Annotated in this window: 17 protein-coding genes and 1 pseudogene; 8 read left to right on the forward strand and 10 right to left on the reverse strand. The window is 67.7% G+C overall.

What is annotated here, in order from left to right:
* Together ACZYVJ_RS11950 and ACZYVJ_RS11955 are read left to right on the forward strand one after the other, a co-directional pair.
* On the forward strand, positions 1 to 648 hold the full coding sequence (locus ACZYVJ_RS11950; protein ID WP_463831181.1) for a SatD family protein: 648 nt from the start codon (positions 1 to 3) through the stop codon (positions 646 to 648).
* Complete coding sequence (locus ACZYVJ_RS11955; RefSeq protein ID WP_463831182.1) at positions 645 to 1,385, forward strand: hypothetical protein; 741 nt, start codon at positions 645 to 647, stop codon at positions 1,383 to 1,385. The genes ACZYVJ_RS11950 and ACZYVJ_RS11955 overlap by 4 nt, the downstream gene beginning before the upstream one ends.
* Before the next feature lie 12 nt (positions 1,386 to 1,397).
* On the opposite strand, the gene fadA6 is transcribed toward ACZYVJ_RS11955, so the two are convergent.
* The 5 genes from fadA6 to ipdE1 form a co-directional block, all read right to left on the reverse strand.
* The gene (gene fadA6, locus ACZYVJ_RS11960; RefSeq protein WP_085292171.1) at positions 1,398 to 2,558 is read right to left on the reverse strand and encodes a steroid 3-ketoacyl-CoA thiolase FadA6; all 1,161 of its coding nucleotides are present in this window, start codon (positions 2,556 to 2,558) and stop codon (positions 1,398 to 1,400) included.
* A gap of 1 nt (position 2,559) precedes the next feature.
* Positions 2,560 to 3,180, reverse strand: coding sequence for a TetR family transcriptional regulator KstR2 (kstR2, locus tag ACZYVJ_RS11965; RefSeq protein WP_463831183.1), 621 nt, complete (start codon positions 3,178 to 3,180; stop codon positions 2,560 to 2,562).
* Between the two features lie 74 nt (positions 3,181 to 3,254).
* A complete protein-coding gene (locus ACZYVJ_RS11970) occupies positions 3,255 to 4,430 on the reverse strand; it encodes a hypothetical protein (RefSeq protein WP_463831184.1) in 1,176 nt (391 codons plus the stop codon).
* An 82-nt stretch (positions 4,431 to 4,512) separates the two neighbouring features.
* A complete protein-coding gene (ipdF, locus tag ACZYVJ_RS11975; protein WP_463831185.1) occupies positions 4,513 to 5,301 on the reverse strand; it encodes a (5R,7aS)-5-hydroxy-7a-methyl-1-oxo-2,3,5,6,7,7a-hexahydro-1H-indene-carboxyl-CoA reductase in 789 nt (262 codons plus the stop codon).
* A complete protein-coding gene (gene ipdE1 / locus ACZYVJ_RS11980) occupies positions 5,298 to 6,446 on the reverse strand; it encodes an acyl-CoA dehydrogenase IpdE1 (protein WP_463831186.1) in 1,149 nt (382 codons plus the stop codon). Before ipdE1 ends, ipdF begins: the two co-directional genes overlap by 4 nt.
* 85 nt (positions 6,447 to 6,531) lie before the next feature.
* Between ipdE1 and fadD3 the strand changes: the two genes are divergently transcribed.
* The 5 genes from fadD3 to ACZYVJ_RS12005 are packed head-to-tail and all read left to right on the forward strand — an operon-like array spanning position 6,532 to position 12,278.
* Entirely contained in the window at positions 6,532 to 8,067 is a 1,536-nt protein-coding gene (gene fadD3 / locus ACZYVJ_RS11985) for a 3-((3aS,4S,7aS)-7a-methyl-1,5-dioxo-octahydro-1H-inden-4-yl)propanoate--CoA ligase FadD3 (protein ID WP_463831187.1), read from the forward strand.
* The gene (locus tag ACZYVJ_RS11990) at positions 8,067 to 9,212 is read left to right on the forward strand and encodes an acyl-CoA dehydrogenase family protein (protein ID WP_463831188.1); all 1,146 of its coding nucleotides are present in this window, start codon (positions 8,067 to 8,069) and stop codon (positions 9,210 to 9,212) included. The genes fadD3 and ACZYVJ_RS11990 overlap by 1 nt, the downstream gene beginning before the upstream one ends.
* Entirely contained in the window at positions 9,209 to 10,162 is a 954-nt protein-coding gene (locus ACZYVJ_RS11995) for an acyl-CoA dehydrogenase family protein (protein ID WP_463831189.1), read from the forward strand. The genes ACZYVJ_RS11990 and ACZYVJ_RS11995 overlap by 4 nt, the downstream gene beginning before the upstream one ends.
* Complete coding sequence (gene ipdE2 / locus ACZYVJ_RS12000) at positions 10,159 to 11,115, forward strand: acyl-CoA dehydrogenase IpdE2 (RefSeq protein WP_463831190.1); 957 nt, start codon at positions 10,159 to 10,161, stop codon at positions 11,113 to 11,115. Before ACZYVJ_RS11995 ends, ipdE2 begins: the two co-directional genes overlap by 4 nt.
* Positions 11,112 to 12,278, forward strand: coding sequence for a pyridoxal phosphate-dependent aminotransferase (locus ACZYVJ_RS12005; RefSeq protein WP_463831191.1), 1,167 nt, complete (start codon positions 11,112 to 11,114; stop codon positions 12,276 to 12,278). The genes ipdE2 and ACZYVJ_RS12005 overlap by 4 nt, the downstream gene beginning before the upstream one ends.
* An 18-nt stretch (positions 12,279 to 12,296) precedes the next feature.
* On the opposite strand, the gene ACZYVJ_RS12010 is transcribed toward ACZYVJ_RS12005, so the two are convergent.
* Positions 12,297 to 13,127 (reverse strand): arylamine N-acetyltransferase family protein, encoded by an 831-nt coding sequence (locus ACZYVJ_RS12010; protein WP_463831192.1) that lies wholly within the window; start codon positions 13,125 to 13,127, stop codon positions 12,297 to 12,299.
* 206 nt (positions 13,128 to 13,333) lie between these two features.
* On the opposite strand from ACZYVJ_RS12010, the gene ACZYVJ_RS12015 reads away from it, so the two are divergent.
* Complete coding sequence (locus tag ACZYVJ_RS12015) at positions 13,334 to 13,810, forward strand: hypothetical protein (protein WP_463831193.1); 477 nt, start codon at positions 13,334 to 13,336, stop codon at positions 13,808 to 13,810.
* A gap of 40 nt (positions 13,811 to 13,850) precedes the next feature.
* On the opposite strand, the pseudogene ACZYVJ_RS12020 reads toward ACZYVJ_RS12015, so the two are convergent.
* The 4 genes and pseudogenes from ACZYVJ_RS12020 to hsaD form a co-directional block, all read right to left on the reverse strand.
* A pseudogene (locus tag ACZYVJ_RS12020) lies at positions 13,851 to 14,716 on the reverse strand (CHAD domain-containing protein).
* A gap of 151 nt (positions 14,717 to 14,867) precedes the next feature.
* Positions 14,868 to 15,434: a 3-hydroxy-9,10-secoandrosta-1,3,5(10)-triene-9,17-dione monooxygenase reductase subunit gene (hsaB, locus tag ACZYVJ_RS12025; RefSeq protein ID WP_463831194.1), complete on the reverse strand. Its 567-nt coding sequence runs from the start codon at positions 15,432 to 15,434 to the stop codon at positions 14,868 to 14,870.
* 10 nt (positions 15,435 to 15,444) lie between these two features.
* Positions 15,445 to 16,347 carry an iron-dependent extradiol dioxygenase HsaC gene (gene hsaC / locus ACZYVJ_RS12030; RefSeq protein ID WP_064882086.1) on the reverse strand — a complete coding sequence of 301 codons (903 nt, stop codon included), beginning with the start codon at positions 16,345 to 16,347 and terminating at the stop codon, positions 15,445 to 15,447.
* On the reverse strand, positions 16,344 to 17,219 hold the full coding sequence (hsaD, locus tag ACZYVJ_RS12035) for a 4,5:9,10-diseco-3-hydroxy-5,9,17-trioxoandrosta-1(10),2-diene-4-oate hydrolase (RefSeq protein ID WP_463831195.1): 876 nt from the start codon (positions 17,217 to 17,219) through the stop codon (positions 16,344 to 16,346). Before hsaD ends, hsaC begins: the two co-directional genes overlap by 4 nt.
* Between the last annotated feature and the right edge of the window lie 3 nt (positions 17,220 to 17,222).

A 17,222-nucleotide genomic window follows, 5' to 3' on the forward strand; every position in this document is an offset into this window, starting at 1 on the left:
ATGGTCCGGATGAAGCATTACCCTTCACCGCGAGCAACCCTCATCGGCGACGTCGTCGGCTCCCGGCGCGCCGTCGACCGGCCGAAGCTGCACCGGGACCTGGCGACCGCCCTGCGGCAAGTCGCCGGCGACGCCATCGACCCCCCGGCGTTCACCGTCGGCGACGAGTTTCAGGGCAGCTACCCCTCCGTGGGTGCCGCGATCGATGCGGCCCTGTCGCTGCGGCTGGTCGTCGGCCCCGAAGTCGACGTCCGGTTCGGCATCGGCTGGGGCGCGGTCACCGTCCTCGATGCCGACGCGGGAATCCAGGACGGGCCGGGCTGGTGGACCGCGCGGGAGGCCATCCAGCAGACCGCAGCGGCTCAGCGGCAGCCGGGCTTCACGCTGGTGCGCACGACGTTCCGGGCCGACGGCGACACACGCGACGACGTCGCGGCGGTCAACGCGGCCCTGATTTGTCGGGACCATCTGCTTGGATCGCTCGATGAGAGATCGTTGCGGATTGTGACGGGGTTGATGACAGGCCGGACCAAAAGAGAGCTCGCCGCCGACGAGGGCATCAGCCCGTCGGCGGTATCGCAGCGCGCCAGTCGCGATGGCCTGGATCTGATTGTCCTTGCCAGCCAATATCTTCGGAGCCTGCCGTGAGCGCCATCGCGGTCTTTCTCATCGCACTGGGCGTCGCCGACCTCTGCCGGCGGGCGACCCGCGCCCTCTGGCCGCCGCTGTTGATCGGGCCGGTGGTGGTACTGGCATGCGCGGCACTCGGGGCCCTGTGGCATGCCGGCGACATCGCATTGCTGGTGCCGGCCGCCGGGGCGGTCATCGCCTGGGAATGGCTGTGCGCGCGAAGCGAGCGCAGCGGCACCGCGCAAGGTGCACCGTTGGCCGTCTTCGGCTCCACGCTGGCGCTGCTGACGGTGTCGTCCGGCTGGTCCTCGCCGGCCAGCGGCGCCGTCGCGCGGTGGTCGGCCTGGGTTCACCTGCCGCTCGACCATGTCGCGCCCACCCGGCTGCTGATGCTCGTCGGTGTGGTCCTGGTCCAGTTCGCCACCGCAAATCAGTTGGTGCGCTTGGTGCTTGGCTCGGTGGGCGCGGTGCGCCCGGCCGGCGAGCCGCAGCCGTCGGACCGGCTCAAGGGCGGCAGGCTGTTGGGACCGATGGAGCGCCTGCTGATCCTGAGCCTCGGTGTCGGCGGACAGGTGGCCGCGGCCAGCGCCGTCGTCGCCGCCAAGGGCATCATCCGATTTCCCGAATTGAACGCTCAGACAAACCGCAACGGCGACGTCGGCATCGACGAGGTGACCGAGTACTTCCTGGTGGGCAGCTTCACCAGTTGGCTGCTCGCCCTGGGCGGCATCGGGATGGTCGTGGCCACCCGCTAGCGCGGCAGCGAGTTACAGACGCTCGATGATCGTGACGTTGGCCGTGCCACCGCCTTCGCACATGGTCTGCAGGCCGTAGCGACCGCCGATGCGCTCCAGTTCGTTGAGCATGGTGGTGAACAGCTTGGCGCCGGTGGCGCCCAGCGGGTGGCCGAGCGCGATCGCGCCGCCGTTGGGGTTGACCTTCTCCGGGTCGGCCTTGATCTCCTTGAGCCAGGCCAACACCACCGGCGCGAACGCCTCGTTGATCTCCACGGTGTCGATGTCGTCGATGGACAGCCCGGCCTTGTCCAGCGCGTAGCGGGTCGCCGGGATGGGCCCGGTCAGCATGAAGACCGGGTCGGCGGCGCGGGCGCTGATGTGGTGGATGCGTGCCCGCGGCGTCAAATTGTGCTCCTTGACGGCCTTTTCGGACGCCAGCAGCACGGCACTGGCACCGTCGGAGATCTGGCTGGCCATGGCCGCCGTCAGCCGGCCCCCTTCGACCAGCGGCTTGAGTCCGGCCATCTTCTCCAGCGACGACTCACGCGGGCCCTCGTCAACCCGGAACGGCCCGGATTCCGTTTCGACGGTGATGATCTCGTTGTCGAAGTGACCGCCGCGGATGGCCGCGAACGCGCGCTCGTGACTGGTCAGCGCGTAGCGTTCCATCTCCTCGCGAGACAGGTTCCACTTCTCCGCGATCAGCTCCGACCCGCGGAACTGCGAGATCTCCTGGTCGCCGTAGCGGTGCAGCCACTGCTTGGACTCGTTGGTGGGCGAGGTGAATCCGAACTGCTCGCCCACCGTCATGGCCGACGAGATCGGGATCTGGCTCATGTTTTGCACGCCGCCGGCGACGATCAGGTCGGCCGTGCCGGACAGGACCGCCTGTGCGCCAAAGGAAATGGCCTGCTGGCTGGAACCACACTGCCGGTCGACGGTGACGCCGGGAACCTCTTCGGGATAGCCGGCGGCCAGCCACGAGAGCCGGGCGATATTGCCCGCCTGCGCGCCGATGGCGTCGACACAGCCGGCGATCACGTCGTCAACGGCGGCGGGATCGACGTCGACCCGGTCAAGCAGTCCGCGCCAGCCCAGGGCACCCAGATCCACCGGGTGAACCCCGGCCAGCGATCCGCCTCGCTTACCGACCGCGGTACGCACAGCGTCGATGACGTACGCCTCTGGCATTTCAGACTCCTTCTTCGATCTTCTTCGATTCCGCAGTAATTCCGCCAAGAACGATGGCGAGGTATTGCTGGCCCACCTGCTCCGCGGTGAGCGGCCCGCCCGGCTGATACCAGCGCACCGACACCCACGTGGTGTCCCGGATGAAGCGGTAGATCAGGTCGACGTCGAGGTCGGGCCGAAAGTAGCCCTCCGCCACGCCCTGATTGAGCAACTCGAGCCACATCTTGCGCTGCTGCCGGTTCATGTCCTCGATGTAGGAGAACCGGGGCTGGGACAACAGTCGCTGGGCCTCGTCCTGGTAGATGACGACCTGCGCGTGCCGGTGCTCGATCGCCTCGAACGACACCATGAACAATCCCTTGAGCCGCTCCAGGGGATTGGCTTCGCTGTCCACGATCTCGCGGTAGCGCGCGAACAACCAATCCAGGAAACTGCGCAAGAGCTCGTCGACCATCTCCTCCTTGGAGGAGAAGTGGTGATACAGGCTGCCGGACAGGATGCCGGCGCTGTCGGCGATGTCGCGCACGGTGGTGGCACGCAATCCACGCTCGGCGAACATGGTCGCCGCAAGCTCCAGTAGCTCGTCTCGCCGGCTGTTGGCCTGACCGGGCACTCGGTCCACCCGATCAGAGTATCAACCAAGCGCTTGCTTGGCCACCGAGGTGTGGTTTCCCGTCGCCGGGCCGCCCCCGAGGGTCAGCGCAGCGAGACCACCGGCGGGTTCTGCGACTCGTCGGCGTTGCCGGACACGAACGCGTTAACCACGCTCGTTTTGGTGCCTCCCGATCGGGTCTGTGCGGTCAGCGGGAAGTTGACCGGCCCGGAGAACGACGCCTCGAGACGGAACGGGTCGAACAGATTGATCTTGAGGCCACTGATGTCCGGCTTGCCCCACGCCGCGGTCCCGTCCACCAGGTCGTAGTCGAACGCGTGCTGGGGGCAGTCCGCCGGCCGCAGCTGGGTGGAGTTCGCGCAATTCGCCAGCGCCGCCGAGATCGCGGAACTGGTCGCAGCCACACCCTTGTCGCTCAGTTTGAATTCCAGGTCGTTGAAGTACGCGCCCGCGGTCGTCAGATTGTCAAGCAGGAACGGCTTTTTCGGGTTGACGGCCAGATTCGGGTTGCTGCTGGCAACGTCCAGCCAACCGGGAAAGACGTAGACCGGTGCGGTGCCGACGGGCTTGCCGAAGAACGTCGCGGTTTTGACGGCGGCCTGTTCGATGCCCGCGTTGAGGGTGTCCACCTTGATCGCGGCGTGGTCGAGCTTCCAGTCGTTGCCGGCCTTCTTGATCGACATGGTCACGTCCGAGGTGTTGTCGCCGAATTTCGCCGACACATGCACCTGCCCGAAGCCGAAGCCGCGCGCGGAATTGTCGTCGAGGATCTTGATATCGGTGATCGGCCATCGCGCGATCTGCCGTTTGAGGATGTCGTCGGTCAGGAATTCCTTCGACGCCGGCTGGTCGGTGCTGTACGTCAGCGCGGCTTGCGCGTCCCCGCGGGCAAGCGCTTCCAGGTAGCCCTTGGCGGCATCACCGGCGCTGCCCGATCCACCGCCGCTGCTGACGGCGATCACGACGATGACGACCACGACGAGCACGGCGGCCGCCACACTCAGTCCGATGATCAACGGCTTGCGATTGCGTTGACCGGGCGGCCCACCGTGCGGCCCGTTGAAGTGCGCGACGGTGACCGGCGGCGCCGACGACCACGGGCCGTACGCGGGCTGGTCGAAAGGCGTTGCCTGGCCGCCCTGCCCCCACTGTTGCGGCCAGCCCGCGCCCGATTGCCACGGGGCGCCCGGAGGCTGGCCGGGTGTGCTTGCGGGAGTCGGGTTCTCACCCCACGGCCGGTGACCCGGTCCTTCGCTCACAGCGTCCTCCCACCTGCATCAACCGCGTTGGTCGACAATTGTAAACACGTCGCGGGCTCGCGCTAGTCAGCGAGATCGCAGCTCACGGGTGCTGGCTGGAAACCGAGATGACCTCGCCGGTCAGGTAGCTGGAGTAGTCGCTGGCGAGGAACGCGATGGTGGCCGCCACCTCCCACGGCTCGGCGGCCCGCCGGAAGGCCTCGCCGGCGGACAGCCGGTCGAGCAACTCCGACGACGACGTCTTCTCCAGGAACTTGTGCCGCGCGATGCTCGGCGACACCGCATTGATCCGCACGTCATACTCGGCGGCTTCGATTGCGCTGCAACGGGTCAGCGCCATCACCCCGGCCTTGGCCGCGGCATAGTGCGACTGCGAGTGCTGCGCGCGCCAGCCCAGGACGCTGGCGTTGTTGACGATCACCCCACCGTGCGGCGCGTCACGGAAGTAGCGCAGCGCCGCGCGGGTGGCGCGAAACACCGACGTGAGGGTGACGTCCAGGACGCGGTCCCATTCCTCGTCGGTCATGTCGACCACCGGGGTCTGCCCGCCCAGGCCGGCGTTGTTCACCAGGACGTCGATGCGTCCCATCCGCGCGGTGGCCGACGCGAACAGCCCATCGATCTGAGCGGTGGACGTCACGTCGCACAACACGCTTTCGACGCGGCCCTGCCCCAGTGCGGCCAGCTCCTCGGCGGTCTCCCCCAGCCGGCGTTCGTGGTGATCAGAGATCACCACGTCCGCACCCTCTGCCAGCGCCCGTCGTGCCGTCGAAGCGCCGATGCCGGTGCCCGCGGCGGCGGTCACGACCACCACCTTGCCCTGCAGAAGCCCATGTCCGGCAATCTCTTTCGGAGCTTCGGACAGACTCATCCTTTGACCTCTCGGGGTAGGCCGAGCACCCGCTCGGCGATGATGTTGCGCTGGATCTCGTTGGATCCGCCGTAAATCGTGTCGGCGCGGGTGAACAGGAACAGCCGCTGCCACTCGTCGAACTCGCCGTCGGTCAGCGTCAGCCCCGGCTTGCCGATGACGTCCATGGCCAGCTCGCCCAGATCGCGATGCCAGTTGGCCCACAACAATTTCGACACGTTGTCCTGGCCGGGCTGCTCGACGTCCATGGTGGCCAGCGCGTAGCTGCGCATGGCCCGCAACCCGGTCCACGCCCGGGTCAGCCGCTCGCGGATGAACGGGTCGTCGGCGGCTCCGGTGCGCTGGGCGAGCTCGGCCAGGTTGGAAAGCTCACGGGCGTAACGGATCTGCTGTCCCAGCGTCGACACGCCGCGCTCGAAAGTCAGCGTCCCCATCGCGACCCGCCAGCCGTCGCCGGGCTCACCGACCACCAGAGAGGCCTCGGTGCGAGCGTCGTCGAAGAACACTTCATTGAATTCCGAGTCGCCGGTCAGCTGGATGATCGGGCGGACTTCCACGCCCGGCTGATCAAGCGGCACCAGCAGATACGACAGCCCGGCGTGCCGCTTGGACCCCTTCTCGGTGCGCGCGACCACGAAGCACCACTGCGCCCAGTGTGCCAACGATGTCCACACCTTCTGACCGTTGATCACCCACTCGTCACCGTCGAGTTCGGCGGTGGTCGCCACGTTGGCCAGGTCACTGCCGGCGCCGGGCTCCGAATAGCCCTGGCACCACAGCTCGGTGACGTCCAGGATGCGCGGCAGGAAGCGCTGCTGCTGCTCGGGCGTCCCGAAGGCGATCAGCGTGGGACCGAGCAACTCCTCACCGAAGTGGTTGACCTTGTCCGGGGCGTCGGCCTTGGCGTATTCCTCGTAGAACGCCACCCGGTGCGCGGTGGACAGGCCGCGGCCGCCGTGCTCGACCGGCCAACCCAGGCAGGTCAGCCCGGCCTTGGCCAGATGCTGGTTCCACGCCCGGCGTTCCTCGAACGCCTCGTGCTCGCGCCCGGGCCCACCGAGCCCCTTGAGAGCTGCGAATTCGCCGACCAGATTGTCGGCGAGCCACTGACGGACCTCCGCCCGGAACTTCTCGACGTCCTGCATGCCCTGTAGGCTAACCTACCAAGCACTTGCTTTGTTAGACCGTCGGTGACTGCGCTTCGCGGGCGCAACTCTCTAGGAGCATTCGATGACCAACGATCCGCGCACGGTGCCCGCGGCATTGGATCGTTTCGCGGGCCGGCTCCCCGATCACGACGCCTTGATCACCGACGAAAGATCCTTCACCGCGGCAGCGCTGCGCGACGAAGTGCGCCGGGCCGCTGCCGCCCTGATCGACCTCGGCGTGCGGGCTGGCGACCGGGTGGCCGTCTGGTCGCCGAATACCTGGCATTGGGTGGTGGCCTGCCTGGCAATCCACCACGCCGGGGCGGCGATGGTGCCGCTGAACACCCGCTACACCGCCGCCGAGGCCAGTGACATCCTGGCCCGCACCGCCGCGCCCGTGCTGTTCGGGATGGGCCGATTCCTCGGCAACGATCGCATCGCCGACCTGGACCGCGCGGCACTGCCCGCGCTGCGGCACATCGTGCGGATACCGATCGACGCAGACGACGGAACCTGGGACGAATTCGTCGCGCGCGGCAGCGACCTGCGCGCGGTTGCCGCGCGCGCGTCCGCCGTCGTACCCGATGACGTCAGCGACATCCTGTTCACCTCCGGTACCACCGGCCGCAGCAAAGGCGTGTTGTGCGCGCACCGGCAGTCGCTGTCGGCCTCGGCGGCCTGGGCGGCCAACGGCAAGATCACCAGTGACGACCGCTACCTGTGCATCAACCCGTTCTTCCACAACTTCGGTTACAAGGCCGGCATCCTGGCCTGCCTGCAGACCGGCGCGACGCTGATCCCCCACCTGACGTTCGACCCGCTGCGCGCGCTGCAAGCCATTGAGCAACACCGCATCACGGTGCTGCCGGGGCCGCCCACCATTTACCAGACGCTGCTGGACCACCCGGCCCGCAACGACTACGACCTGAGGTCGCTGCGGTTCGCGGTGACCGGCGCCGCGACCGTGCCGGTCGTGCTCGTCGAGCGCATGCAGTCCGAACTCGACATCGACATCGTGCTGACCGCCTACGGGCTGACCGAGGCCAACGGCATGGGAACCATGTGCCGCGCCGACGACGACGCCGTCACCGTAGCCACCACGTGCGGACGCCCGTTCGCCGACTTCGAACTGCGCATCGACGCCGAGTCACCCGGGGAATCGGGCGAGGTGTTGCTGCGCGGCCCGAACGTGATGCTGGGCTACCTGGAAGACCCGGAGGCCACCGCGGCCGCCATCGACGCCGACGGGTGGCTGCACACCGGTGACATCGGCGCCGTCGACGCCGCAGGCAACCTGCGGATCACCGACCGGCTGAAAGACATGTACATCTGCGGTGGATTCAACGTCTACCCCGCCGAGGTCGAGCAGGTGCTGGCGCGCATGGACGGCGTGGCCGACGCCGCCGTGATCGGGGTTCCCGACGAGCGGCTCGGCGAAGTCGGCCGGGCCTACCTGGTGACCCGGCCCGGCGCCCAACTCGACGAACAGTCTGTGATCGCTTACACCCGTGAGCATCTGGCGAACTTCAAGGCACCGCGGTCGGTGCGGTTCGTCGACGCGTTGCCGCGCAATGCGGGCGGCAAGGTGGTCAAACCACAACTGCGAGAGCAGGGCTAATGGATCTGGAACTCGACGAAGACACCCTGGCCTTCCAGGCCGAGGTGCGGGAATTCTTGTCGGCCAATGCCGATTCGATCCCGACGAAGTCATACGACAACGCCGAAGGCTTTGACCAGCACCGGCATTGGGACCGTGTGCTGTTCGACGCAGGGTTGTCAGTGATCAACTGGCCGAAGAAGTACGGGGGCCGTGACGCGCCGCTGCTGCACTGGGTGGTGTTCGAGGAGGAGTACTTCCGGGCCGGGGGGCCCGGCCGGGCCAGCGCCAACGGCACCTCGATGCTGGCGCCGACGCTGTTCGCGCACGGCACCGAGGAACAGCGGATGCGCATCCTGCCGAAAATGGCCAGCGGCGAGGAGATCTGGGCGCAGGCATGGTCGGAGCCCGAGTCCGGCAGCGACCTGGCCTCGCTGCGGTCCACCGCCACCCAGACCGACGGCGGCTGGCTGCTCAACGGGCAGAAGATCTGGAGCTCGCGGGCGCCGTTCGCCGAGCGCGGCTTTGGGCTGTTCCGCTCCGACCCCGGCGCCGAGCGACACAACGGGCTGACCTACTTCATGTTCGACCTGAAGGCCCAGGGCGTCACGGTGCGCCCCATCGTCCAGCTGGGCGGCGACACCGGTTTCGGCGAGATCTTCCTGGACGACGTCTTCGTGCCCGACGAGGACGTGATCGGCACACCGCACGAAGGCTGGCGCGCGGCCATGAGCACGTCGAGCAACGAACGCGGCATGTCACTGCGCAGCCCGGCCCGCTTCCTGGCCACCGCGGAGCGGCTGGTGCAGCTGTGGAAGGACAGTGGCTCACCCGACGCGTTCGCCGACCGGGTCGCCGACGGCTGGATCAAGGCGCAGGCCTACCGGCTGCAGACCTTCGGCACGGTGACCCGGCTGGCCCTCGGCGGCGAGCTGGGCGCCGAATCGTCGGTGACCAAGGTGTTCTGGTCCGACCTCGACGTCGAGCTGCACCAGACGGCGCTCGACCTCCTCGCCGCCGACGGCGAGCTCACCGGCCGGTGGACCGAGGGTCTGCTGTTCGCGTTGGGCGGCCCGATCTACGCCGGCACCAACGAGATTCAGCGCAACATCATCTCCGAGCGGTTGCTGGGTCTGCCGCGCGAGAAATCCGGGGGCAAGAAATGAAATTTGCGCTAGACGAACAGCAGCGCGACTTCGCGGCCAGCATCGACGCCGCGCTCGGCGCCGCCGATCTGCCCGGCGCGGTGCGCGCGTGGTCGGCGGGCGATACCGCACCGGGCCGCAAGGTGTGGGAGCAGCTGGCCAACCTCGGCGTCACCGCCCTGGCCGTGCCGGAGAAATTCGACGGCATCGAGGCCCATCCGGTGGACCTCGTCGTCGCCATCGAGCGCCTCGGGCGTTGGTGCGTGCCGGGTCCGGTGGCCGAATCCATCGCTGTGGCACCGGTGTTGCTCGCCTCCGACGATCACGCCGACCGCTGCGCCGGATTGGCGTCCGGCGAGCTGATCGCCACCGTCGCGCTGCCGCCGCAGACACCGCGTGCCCTCGACGCCGACTTCGCCGGCCTGGTGCTGCTGGCCGGCAAGGACGGCGTCACCGAGGCGACACCGGGTGACGTTCACGAGTCCATCGACCCCAGCCGGAAGCTCTCCGACGTGACCGCGACCGGCAGAAGCTGGCAGGTTCCGGAAGGAATAGTCAAGCGCGCCTACGAATTCGGTGCATTGGCCACCGCGGCACAGCTGATCGGCGCGGCTGAGGCGCTGCGCGACGGCGCGGTGGACTACGCCAAGCAGCGCACCCAGTTCGGCCGGGTGATCGGGTCGTACCAGGCGATCAAGCACAAGCTCGCCGACGTGCACATCGCCATCGAACTGGCCCGGCCGCTGATCTACGGCGCGGCGCTGACGATGGACCCGCGCGATGTCAGCGCGGCCAAGGCGGCCGCGTCCGAGACGGGACTGCTGGCGGCGCGGTCGGCGTTGCAGACCCACGGCGCAATCGGTTTCACCCAGGAACACGACCTGTCGCTGTTGCTGCTGCGGGTGCAGGCATTGCGATCGGCCTGGGGGACGCCGGAGGAACATCGGCGGCGAGTGCTGGAGGCGCTATGAGTACCACCGAAGAACGCGAGCTACTCCGCGAGACCGTCGCCGCCCTGGTGGCCAAGCACGCCGGCCCGGCGGCCGTGCGCGCGGCCATGGAGTCCGACCGCGGCTACGACGAATCACTGTGGCAGCTGCTCTGCGAGCAGGTTGGCGCAGCGGCCCTGGTGATACCCGAGGAGTTGGGCGGCGCGGGTGGCGAATTGGCCGACGCCGCAACCGTTTTGCAAGAGCTCGGCCGCGCCCTGGTGCCCTCCCCGCTGCTGGGCACCACGCTGGCCGAGCTGGCGCTGTTGAGCGCGACCGAGCCGGACGCCGCGACGCTGGAAGGCCTCGCCGAGGGCGCCTCGATCGGCGCGCTGGTGCTCGACGCCGACTACGTGGTGAACGGCGATGTCGCCGATGTCGTGGTCGCGGTCGAGGACGGCAAGGTGAGCAGGTGGACGCGATTCGGCGCGCAGCCCGTCACCACCATGGACCCGACCCGGCGCCTGGCGCGGCTGACAGCGCAGGAGACCGAGTCGATCGGCACCGACCCGGGGCTGGCGGACAAGGCGGCCGTCCTGCTGGCCGCTGAGCAGATAGGCGCCGCCGAGCGCTGTTTGGAACTGACCGTCGAATACGCCAAGGACCGAGTGCAATTCGGCCGGCCGATCGGCAGCTTCCAGGCCCTCAAGCATCGGATGGCCGACCTGTACGTCACCGTCGCCGCCGCGAAGACGGTCGTCGCCGACGGTTGCGATGACCCGACTCCCACCAACGCCGCCGCCGCCCGCCTGGCCGCCACCGAGGCGCTGAACACGGTGGCCGCCGAGGGCATCCAGCTGCACGGCGGCATCGCGATCACGTGGGAGCACGACATGCACCTGTACTTCAAGCGCGCCCACGGCAGCGCGCACCTGCTGGATTCGTCGCAAGAACTGCTTAGGCGACTGGAATCCGAGGTACTCAAAACGCCGTGACCGACCGTGTCTCGCTGCGCGCCGGCATCCCACCGTTTTATGTGATGGATGTCTGGCTGGCGGCCGCGGAACGCCAGCGCAGCCACGGCGACCTGGTCAACCTGTCGGCCGGCCAACCCAGCGTGGGGGCGCCCGAGCCGGTGCGCGCGGCGGCGGCCGCCGCCGTCCATTCCAACGAGCTCGGTTACTCGGTGTCGTTGGGCACTCCCGAGCTGCGGGCCGCGATCGCCGCGGACTATCAGCGTCAGCACGGGCTCGACGTCGAGCCGGACGCGGTGGTGATCACCACGGGCTCCTCGGGCGGCTTCCTGCTCACCTTCCTTGCCTGCTTCGACGTCGGTGACCGGGTGGCGCTGGCCAGCCCCGGCTACCCGTGCTACCGAAACATCTTGTCGGCGTTGGGATGCGAGGTGGTGGAGATCCCCTGCGGCCCGGAGACGCGTTTCCAGCCGACCGCGCAGATGCTCGCCGAGCTCGACCCGCCGGTGCAGGGGGTCATCGTGGCGAGCCCGGCCAATCCGACCGGCACGGTCATCGAGCCGGCGGAGCTGGCCGCCATCGCGTCCTGGTGTGACGCATCCGGAGCGCGGCTGATCAGCGACGAGGTCTACCACGGGCTGGTCTACGAAGGGGCACCGCAGACCAGCTGCGCGTGGCAGACATCGCGGAATGCTGTGGTGGTCAACAGCTTTTCCAAGTACTACGCGATGACGGGCTGGCGGCTGGGCTGGCTGCTGGTGCCGACCGAGCTGCGCCGCGCGGTGGATTGCCTGACCGGAAACTTCACCATCTGCCCGCCCGTGCTGTCCCAACTCGCGGCGGTGGCGGCCTTCACCCCGGAGGCGACCGCCGAAGCCGACGGCCACCTGCATCACTACGCGACCAATCGCTCGCTGGTGCTAAATGGACTGCGCAGCATCGGCATCGAACGCCTGGCCCCGACCGACGGCGCCTTCTACGTGTATGCCGATGTCTCGGAATTTACTGACAACTCGATGGAGTTCTGTTCGAAGTTGTTGGCAGAGACCGGCGTTGCGATCGCGCCGGGCATCGACTTCGACACCGCGCGCGGAAATTTATACGTGCGCTTATCCTTCGCGGGGCCGACGAACGACATCGAGGAAGCGGTGCGGCGCCTCGGCCCCTGGCTTGTGGCCCGCTAGCCAAAGCCGGCCGGCTGCCTACGGGTCGAGCACCTGCGCGATCCGCGCCTCGAGCGCACCGCGGTCGCCGATACCCGCCACGTCGATGCCGAACCGCTCACCGAGCACGTCGATGACCGCCGCGGCGTCGTCCAGGCGGATCTTCTCGCTGCCGTCGGCGCGGTGAATGGCCAGGTTGCGCCCGGCCAGGTTGTAGCGGGCCTCGTCGGTGGTCAGCGCGACCATCAGGCCGGTCACGAAGGTCGACGACGGGTGGGTGGACACGTACCAGCTGCCCACCCGCAGGTCGACCTGCGGCACGGTCTGGGTGCCGAACACGTAGAGCGGTTGCCACTCGTCCCGGACCAGGGCCTGCAAGATCAGGCCGTCGCCTCGGTCGTTGAGCCGGTACGGCTCGTGCGTGGTCTGCTGGGCGTTGCCGGTCTGCAAGCGAATGGGTGACGTCAGGGTCTGGCCACCGAACCCCACGTCGACCAGGAACGAGCCCTGCGAGCCCGGAAACGTCACCGCCAGCACCGTGTGCGTCTGGGCGCCCAGGGGGCTGTCAGGCGGCTGCATCCAGACCACCCGGCCGGCCAACCGCCGCACCCGGAACCCGATCTCGGCCAGCACGTACCCCATCAGGCCGTTCTGCTCGTAGCAGTAGCCGCCGCGGCGACGGCGGACCAGCTTGTCGGTGAGGGCTTCCGGGCTCAGGTCGTCGACCGGCACGCCCATCAGCGGATCGAGGTTCTCGAACGGGATCGACCCCGTGTGCGCGGTCATCAGATCCTGCAGCACGTCGAGGGTCGGCTCGGCGGCGCCGCGGTAGTTGATCCGGTCGAAGTACCCGTCCAGGTCCAGCGTCATGACACCATTCTGTCCGAGCGCCCGAGTCCGAACATCCCGGTGCGGTCGAATCTCCAAGCCGGCGACTGCGATCAAAAGGGCCTCGCCGAGACGTGGCTGACCTCGGCATTACCGTCCGTCTTGTTTGATTCGTGCCGAACTAGGGCAATCGGCTAGGACGGGGCAGCCCGGGAATAGCAAACATCGATTGATCAACGGAGCTCGCCATGAGTACCAACCAGATCACCTGGATTGTGATCGCCGCGGTAGCAGTCGTCTTAATTGTCGTCCTGATCATCGTGGCCAGGCGGGCCACGATCCACCGCCGTCAGCGCCAAGCCGCACAGATCCGTCAAGAGGCCAGTGTGCAGACGCAGAAGGTTGAACGCCGTGAAGCGCTTGCCGCCGAGACGGCAGCAAAGGCGCGTGCCGCGCAGGCGGAGGCCGACGCGAAAGCCGCAGAGGCAGCGCGACTGCAGGAGCGAGCGGGCACGCACCAAAGCGAAGCCGCGACTTCACGCGAAGAAGTCCAACAGCAATGGGAGCGCGCCGACAAGATCGACCCGAGGGTTGACGCCGACCGGGGTGCGGCTAGGGATCAATCGCGCTCCGAGCGCGACACGGCGCCGACCGGGGAGCAGCCAACCGACGCCGACCTGCCCCGGCACGGCACATCCCCCGACCATCGCGACACGCGACAGTAATCGCGCCGGTCTCGCCCAGGGTCCGTGGCCCGGTCGCCCGTCAGAGCCGCCGGGCCTCGCGACGGCATTGGCGAGCGATCTGCTGTTCGCGCGCATACATCATGCCAAAGGTAAAGCCGTTCTCTCCGACCGTGGTTCCGGCCGCTAATCCCATGCTGCGCAGCGCTTCCGCGGCGACCACCGAGTCCTGATGATCGCCCAGCGTGCTTTGTATCTGCTTGTAACGCTTGATGGCTCGTTTGGCGCGACTTCGCTTGCCCAAAGGCCCGCACAGTTCTGGGCATACCGTGCACGCTTGGCCGCCTTGCGCGCACGGTGCAGCATTGCGGCGTCTTCCGATTCGAGCGCGGCCGCCAACCGCCGGTCCGCCTTGCGCTGCGCACGACGCGCCCGCTGTCGCAGCGTGCCGGTCGCCACGGCCCCGGCGATGGGAGGTTCGGCGCGCCAGCGTCGTAGCGCGGTCATCATGCTCTGGTAGCGCGCGGATTCCAAAGTCTCACTTACGTGTTCGCGTGCCGGAAACTCGATGGACGCGAAATGACTGCCGATCCGCGATTTGACCGGACCCAGGATCAGTTCGTCGGGCATGCCGTCGAGCACCCGATTGAACCGGGCGCGCTGGACTTGGCAATCGCGAACATCGCCAAGCAATCCGGCAAACCACTTGAGTTCGGTTTCCATACCATCGATTTCCGATGCGTCCAGCACTTTGGCGAACACTCGCAGTGTGCTGCGCAACCACCGGATCGCCACCCGGGTGTCGTGAATGGTGTCGTCGTCCTCACCGTGGCGCAGCGCGATGTCGCTCGCCTCTGTCCGATCGATTGGGTATTGAGATATTCGACGAGCACCCGGGTGCCCCGGGCCGTGCGGACCCGTGACGGCGCGGTCGCGTGCATGCGTCACGCATTCCCGCCCGAGCGCGTGCGAAACATCGGCGCCGAGCCGGGCGTTCTCAGGAGATCGTTGGACGCGAAGTACCGGCCGGAGCGAACGAGTCGGGATCGGCCGCAACCCAATCTGACCGCCAGGTGGCGTGGCGCCCGCGCGGGTCAGCTCAGAGCCAGGTGTCCTGCGTGGTGGTGGTCAGGAACGCTTCCAGATCGTCGCGCCATTGCGCCGGCGTCGTCTTGTCCGGCTCGATCCCGGTGTATTCGCCGCGATAGAACAGCAGCGGCCGGGGCTTGATCTTCGGGGCCTCTGAAAGCGACTGCACCGCACCGAAAACCACGAAGTGATCGCCCCCGTCATGCGCGGAAGCCACCGTGCAGTCGATGTAGGCCAGCGAACCGTCGATGATCGGCGAACCGAGTTCGGAGGGGTGCCAGTCGATCCCGGCGAACTTGTCGGGCTCCTTGGAGCCGAATCGGGCCGAGACGTGCTTCTGGTGCTCGGTCAGCATGTTGACACAGAACCGGCCGCTGGCCTCGATGGCCTTCCACGACCGGGACACCTTGGTGGGGCAGAACAACACCAGCGGCGGGTCCAAGGACAGCGCCGCGAAGGACTGGCAGGCGAAGCCGACCGGGGCGTCGTCGTGCACGGTGGTGATGATGGTGATCCCGGTGCAGAACTGGCCGAGCACGCTACGGAACGTGCGCGGGTCGATCGGCGCGGCAGTCATAACCCCGAAATTACCCCTTGAAGCCGACGCTGAAGTCGTGGCCCCACAGGCTGATCGCGGTGCTCTCCCGGGCGATCCAGTCGTCGTCTTCGACTTGCCTTCCCTCACAGCCGAATTCGATATCGAACCCGCTGGGCGTCTTCATGTAGAAGGACAGCATCAGGTCGTTGACGTGGCGGCCCAGGGTCGCCGACATCGGCACCTTCTTACGCAGCGCCCGGTCCAGGCACAGCCCGACGTCGTCGGCCTCTTCGACCTCGACCATCAGGTGCACGATGCCGCTGGGGGTCTGTCCGGGCATGAAGGCCAGGCTGTGGTGGCGAGGGTTGCAGCCCAGGAACCGCAGCCAGGCCGGCGGGCCGTCGGCAGGCCGACCGACCACCTGGGGCGGCAGCCGCATCGAGTCGCGCAGCTTGAAGTCCAGCACATCCCGGTAGAAGTGCAGCGTCTCTTCGTCGTCGCGGGTGGTCAGCACCACGTGCCCCAGGCCCTGCTCGGCGGTGACGAACTTGTGCCCGTACGGGCTGACCACGCGACGGTGCTCAAGGGCGGCGCCGTGGAAGACCTCCAGGCAGTTGCCGGACGGGTCAGAGAACCGAATCATCTCGTCGACCCGGCGATCGGCCAGTTCGGCGGCGGTGGCCTCCTTGTAGGGCGTGCCCTCGACGTCGAGCCGGTTGCGAATCTCTTGCAGGCCAGCCGCATTCGCGCACTCCCAGCCGGCCTCGATGAGCCGGTCCTGCTCGCCGGGCACAATCACCAGCCTGGCCGGGAAATCGTCCATCCGCAGATACAGCGCACCCTCGGTCGCGCCCTTGCCCTCCACCATGCCGAGGACCTTCAGGCCGTACTCGCGCCAGGCCGCCATGTCGGTGGCCTCGATACGCAGGTAACCCAGAGAGCGGATGCTCATCGCGCACCTCCCAGGAAATCGATGGTGAGCTTGTTGAACTCGTCGAACTTCTCCACCTGCGCCCAGTGCCCACATTGCCCGAAAACGTGAAGCTGTGCACGCGGAATGGTTTTCAGCGCGACCAGCGCCCCGTCCAGCGGGTTGACCCGGTCCTCGCGCCCCCAGATCAGCAGCACCGGCTGACGCAGCCGATGCACCTCGCGCCACATCATGCCGAGCTCGAAATCGGCTCCGGCGAACGACATTCCCATCGCGCGCGTCGCCGTCAGCGATTCGGGGGTGCTGGCCAACTCGAAACGCTGGTCGATTAATTCGTCGGTGATCAGTTTCTGGTCGTAGACCATCACCCGCAGAAAAGCCTCGAGGTTTTCGCGGGTGGGTTCGGCGGAGAACTTGCCCAGCCGCTTGACGCCCTCGGTCGGGTCGGGGGCGAACAGGTTCACGCTCACCCCGCCCGGCCCCATCAGCACCAGGCGTCCGGCCCGGTCCGGGTAGTCGAGCGCGAAGCGCACCGCGGTGCCACCGCCCAGCGAATTCCCAATCAGCGGAACACGTCCCAGACCCAGCTGGTCGAAGAGGCCCTTGAGCGCCCGCGCCGCGTAGTGGTTAAACTGTCCGTGCTCGGCGCGCTTGTCGGAGTGGCCGTACCCGGGCTGGTCGACGGCCAGCACATGAAACCGCTGTGCCAGCATCGGGATGTTGCGCGAGAAGTTCGTCCAACTCGCCGCGCCCGGGCCGCCGCCATGCAGCAGCACCACCGTCTGGTCGTTGCCCACGCCGGCCTCGTGGTAGTGCAGCTTCAGCGGCCCATCCACGTCCACCTCTGCGAAGCGCGAGGTGGACTCGAAGGTCAATTCCTCGGTCGCAGTCATGGA

The organism is Mycobacterium sp. IDUB_3 (assembly GCF_055419585.1).

Excerpts from the sequence above, each read along its gene's own strand:
- ipdF (WP_463831185.1), bottom strand. The coding sequence starts at position 5,301 with ATGAGTCTGTCCGAAGCTCCGAAAGAGATTGCCGGACATGGGCTTCTG.
- hsaC (WP_064882086.1), bottom strand. The coding sequence starts at position 16,347 with ATGAGCATCCGCTCTCTGGGTTACCTGCGTATCGAGGCCACCGACATG.
- ACZYVJ_RS11950 (WP_463831181.1), top strand. The coding sequence starts at position 1 with ATGGTCCGGATGAAGCATTACCCTTCACCGCGAGCAACCCTCATCGGC.
- ACZYVJ_RS11990 (WP_463831188.1), top strand. The coding sequence starts at position 8,067 with ATGGATCTGGAACTCGACGAAGACACCCTGGCCTTCCAGGCCGAGGTG.
- ACZYVJ_RS12015 (WP_463831193.1), top strand. The coding sequence starts at position 13,334 with ATGAGTACCAACCAGATCACCTGGATTGTGATCGCCGCGGTAGCAGTC.
- fadA6 (WP_085292171.1), bottom strand. The coding sequence starts at position 2,558 with ATGCCAGAGGCGTACGTCATCGACGCTGTGCGTACCGCGGTCGGTAAG.
- fadD3 (WP_463831187.1), top strand. The coding sequence starts at position 6,532 with ATGACCAACGATCCGCGCACGGTGCCCGCGGCATTGGATCGTTTCGCG.
- hsaD (WP_463831195.1), bottom strand. The coding sequence starts at position 17,219 with ATGACTGCGACCGAGGAATTGACCTTCGAGTCCACCTCGCGCTTCGCA.
- hsaB (WP_463831194.1), bottom strand. The coding sequence starts at position 15,434 with ATGACTGCCGCGCCGATCGACCCGCGCACGTTCCGTAGCGTGCTCGGC.
- ACZYVJ_RS12010 (WP_463831192.1), bottom strand. The coding sequence starts at position 13,127 with ATGACGCTGGACCTGGACGGGTACTTCGACCGGATCAACTACCGCGGC.
- ACZYVJ_RS11995 (WP_463831189.1), top strand. The coding sequence starts at position 9,209 with ATGAAATTTGCGCTAGACGAACAGCAGCGCGACTTCGCGGCCAGCATC.
- ipdE2 (WP_463831190.1), top strand. The coding sequence starts at position 10,159 with ATGAGTACCACCGAAGAACGCGAGCTACTCCGCGAGACCGTCGCCGCC.
- ipdE1 (WP_463831186.1), bottom strand. The coding sequence starts at position 6,446 with ATGCAGGACGTCGAGAAGTTCCGGGCGGAGGTCCGTCAGTGGCTCGCC.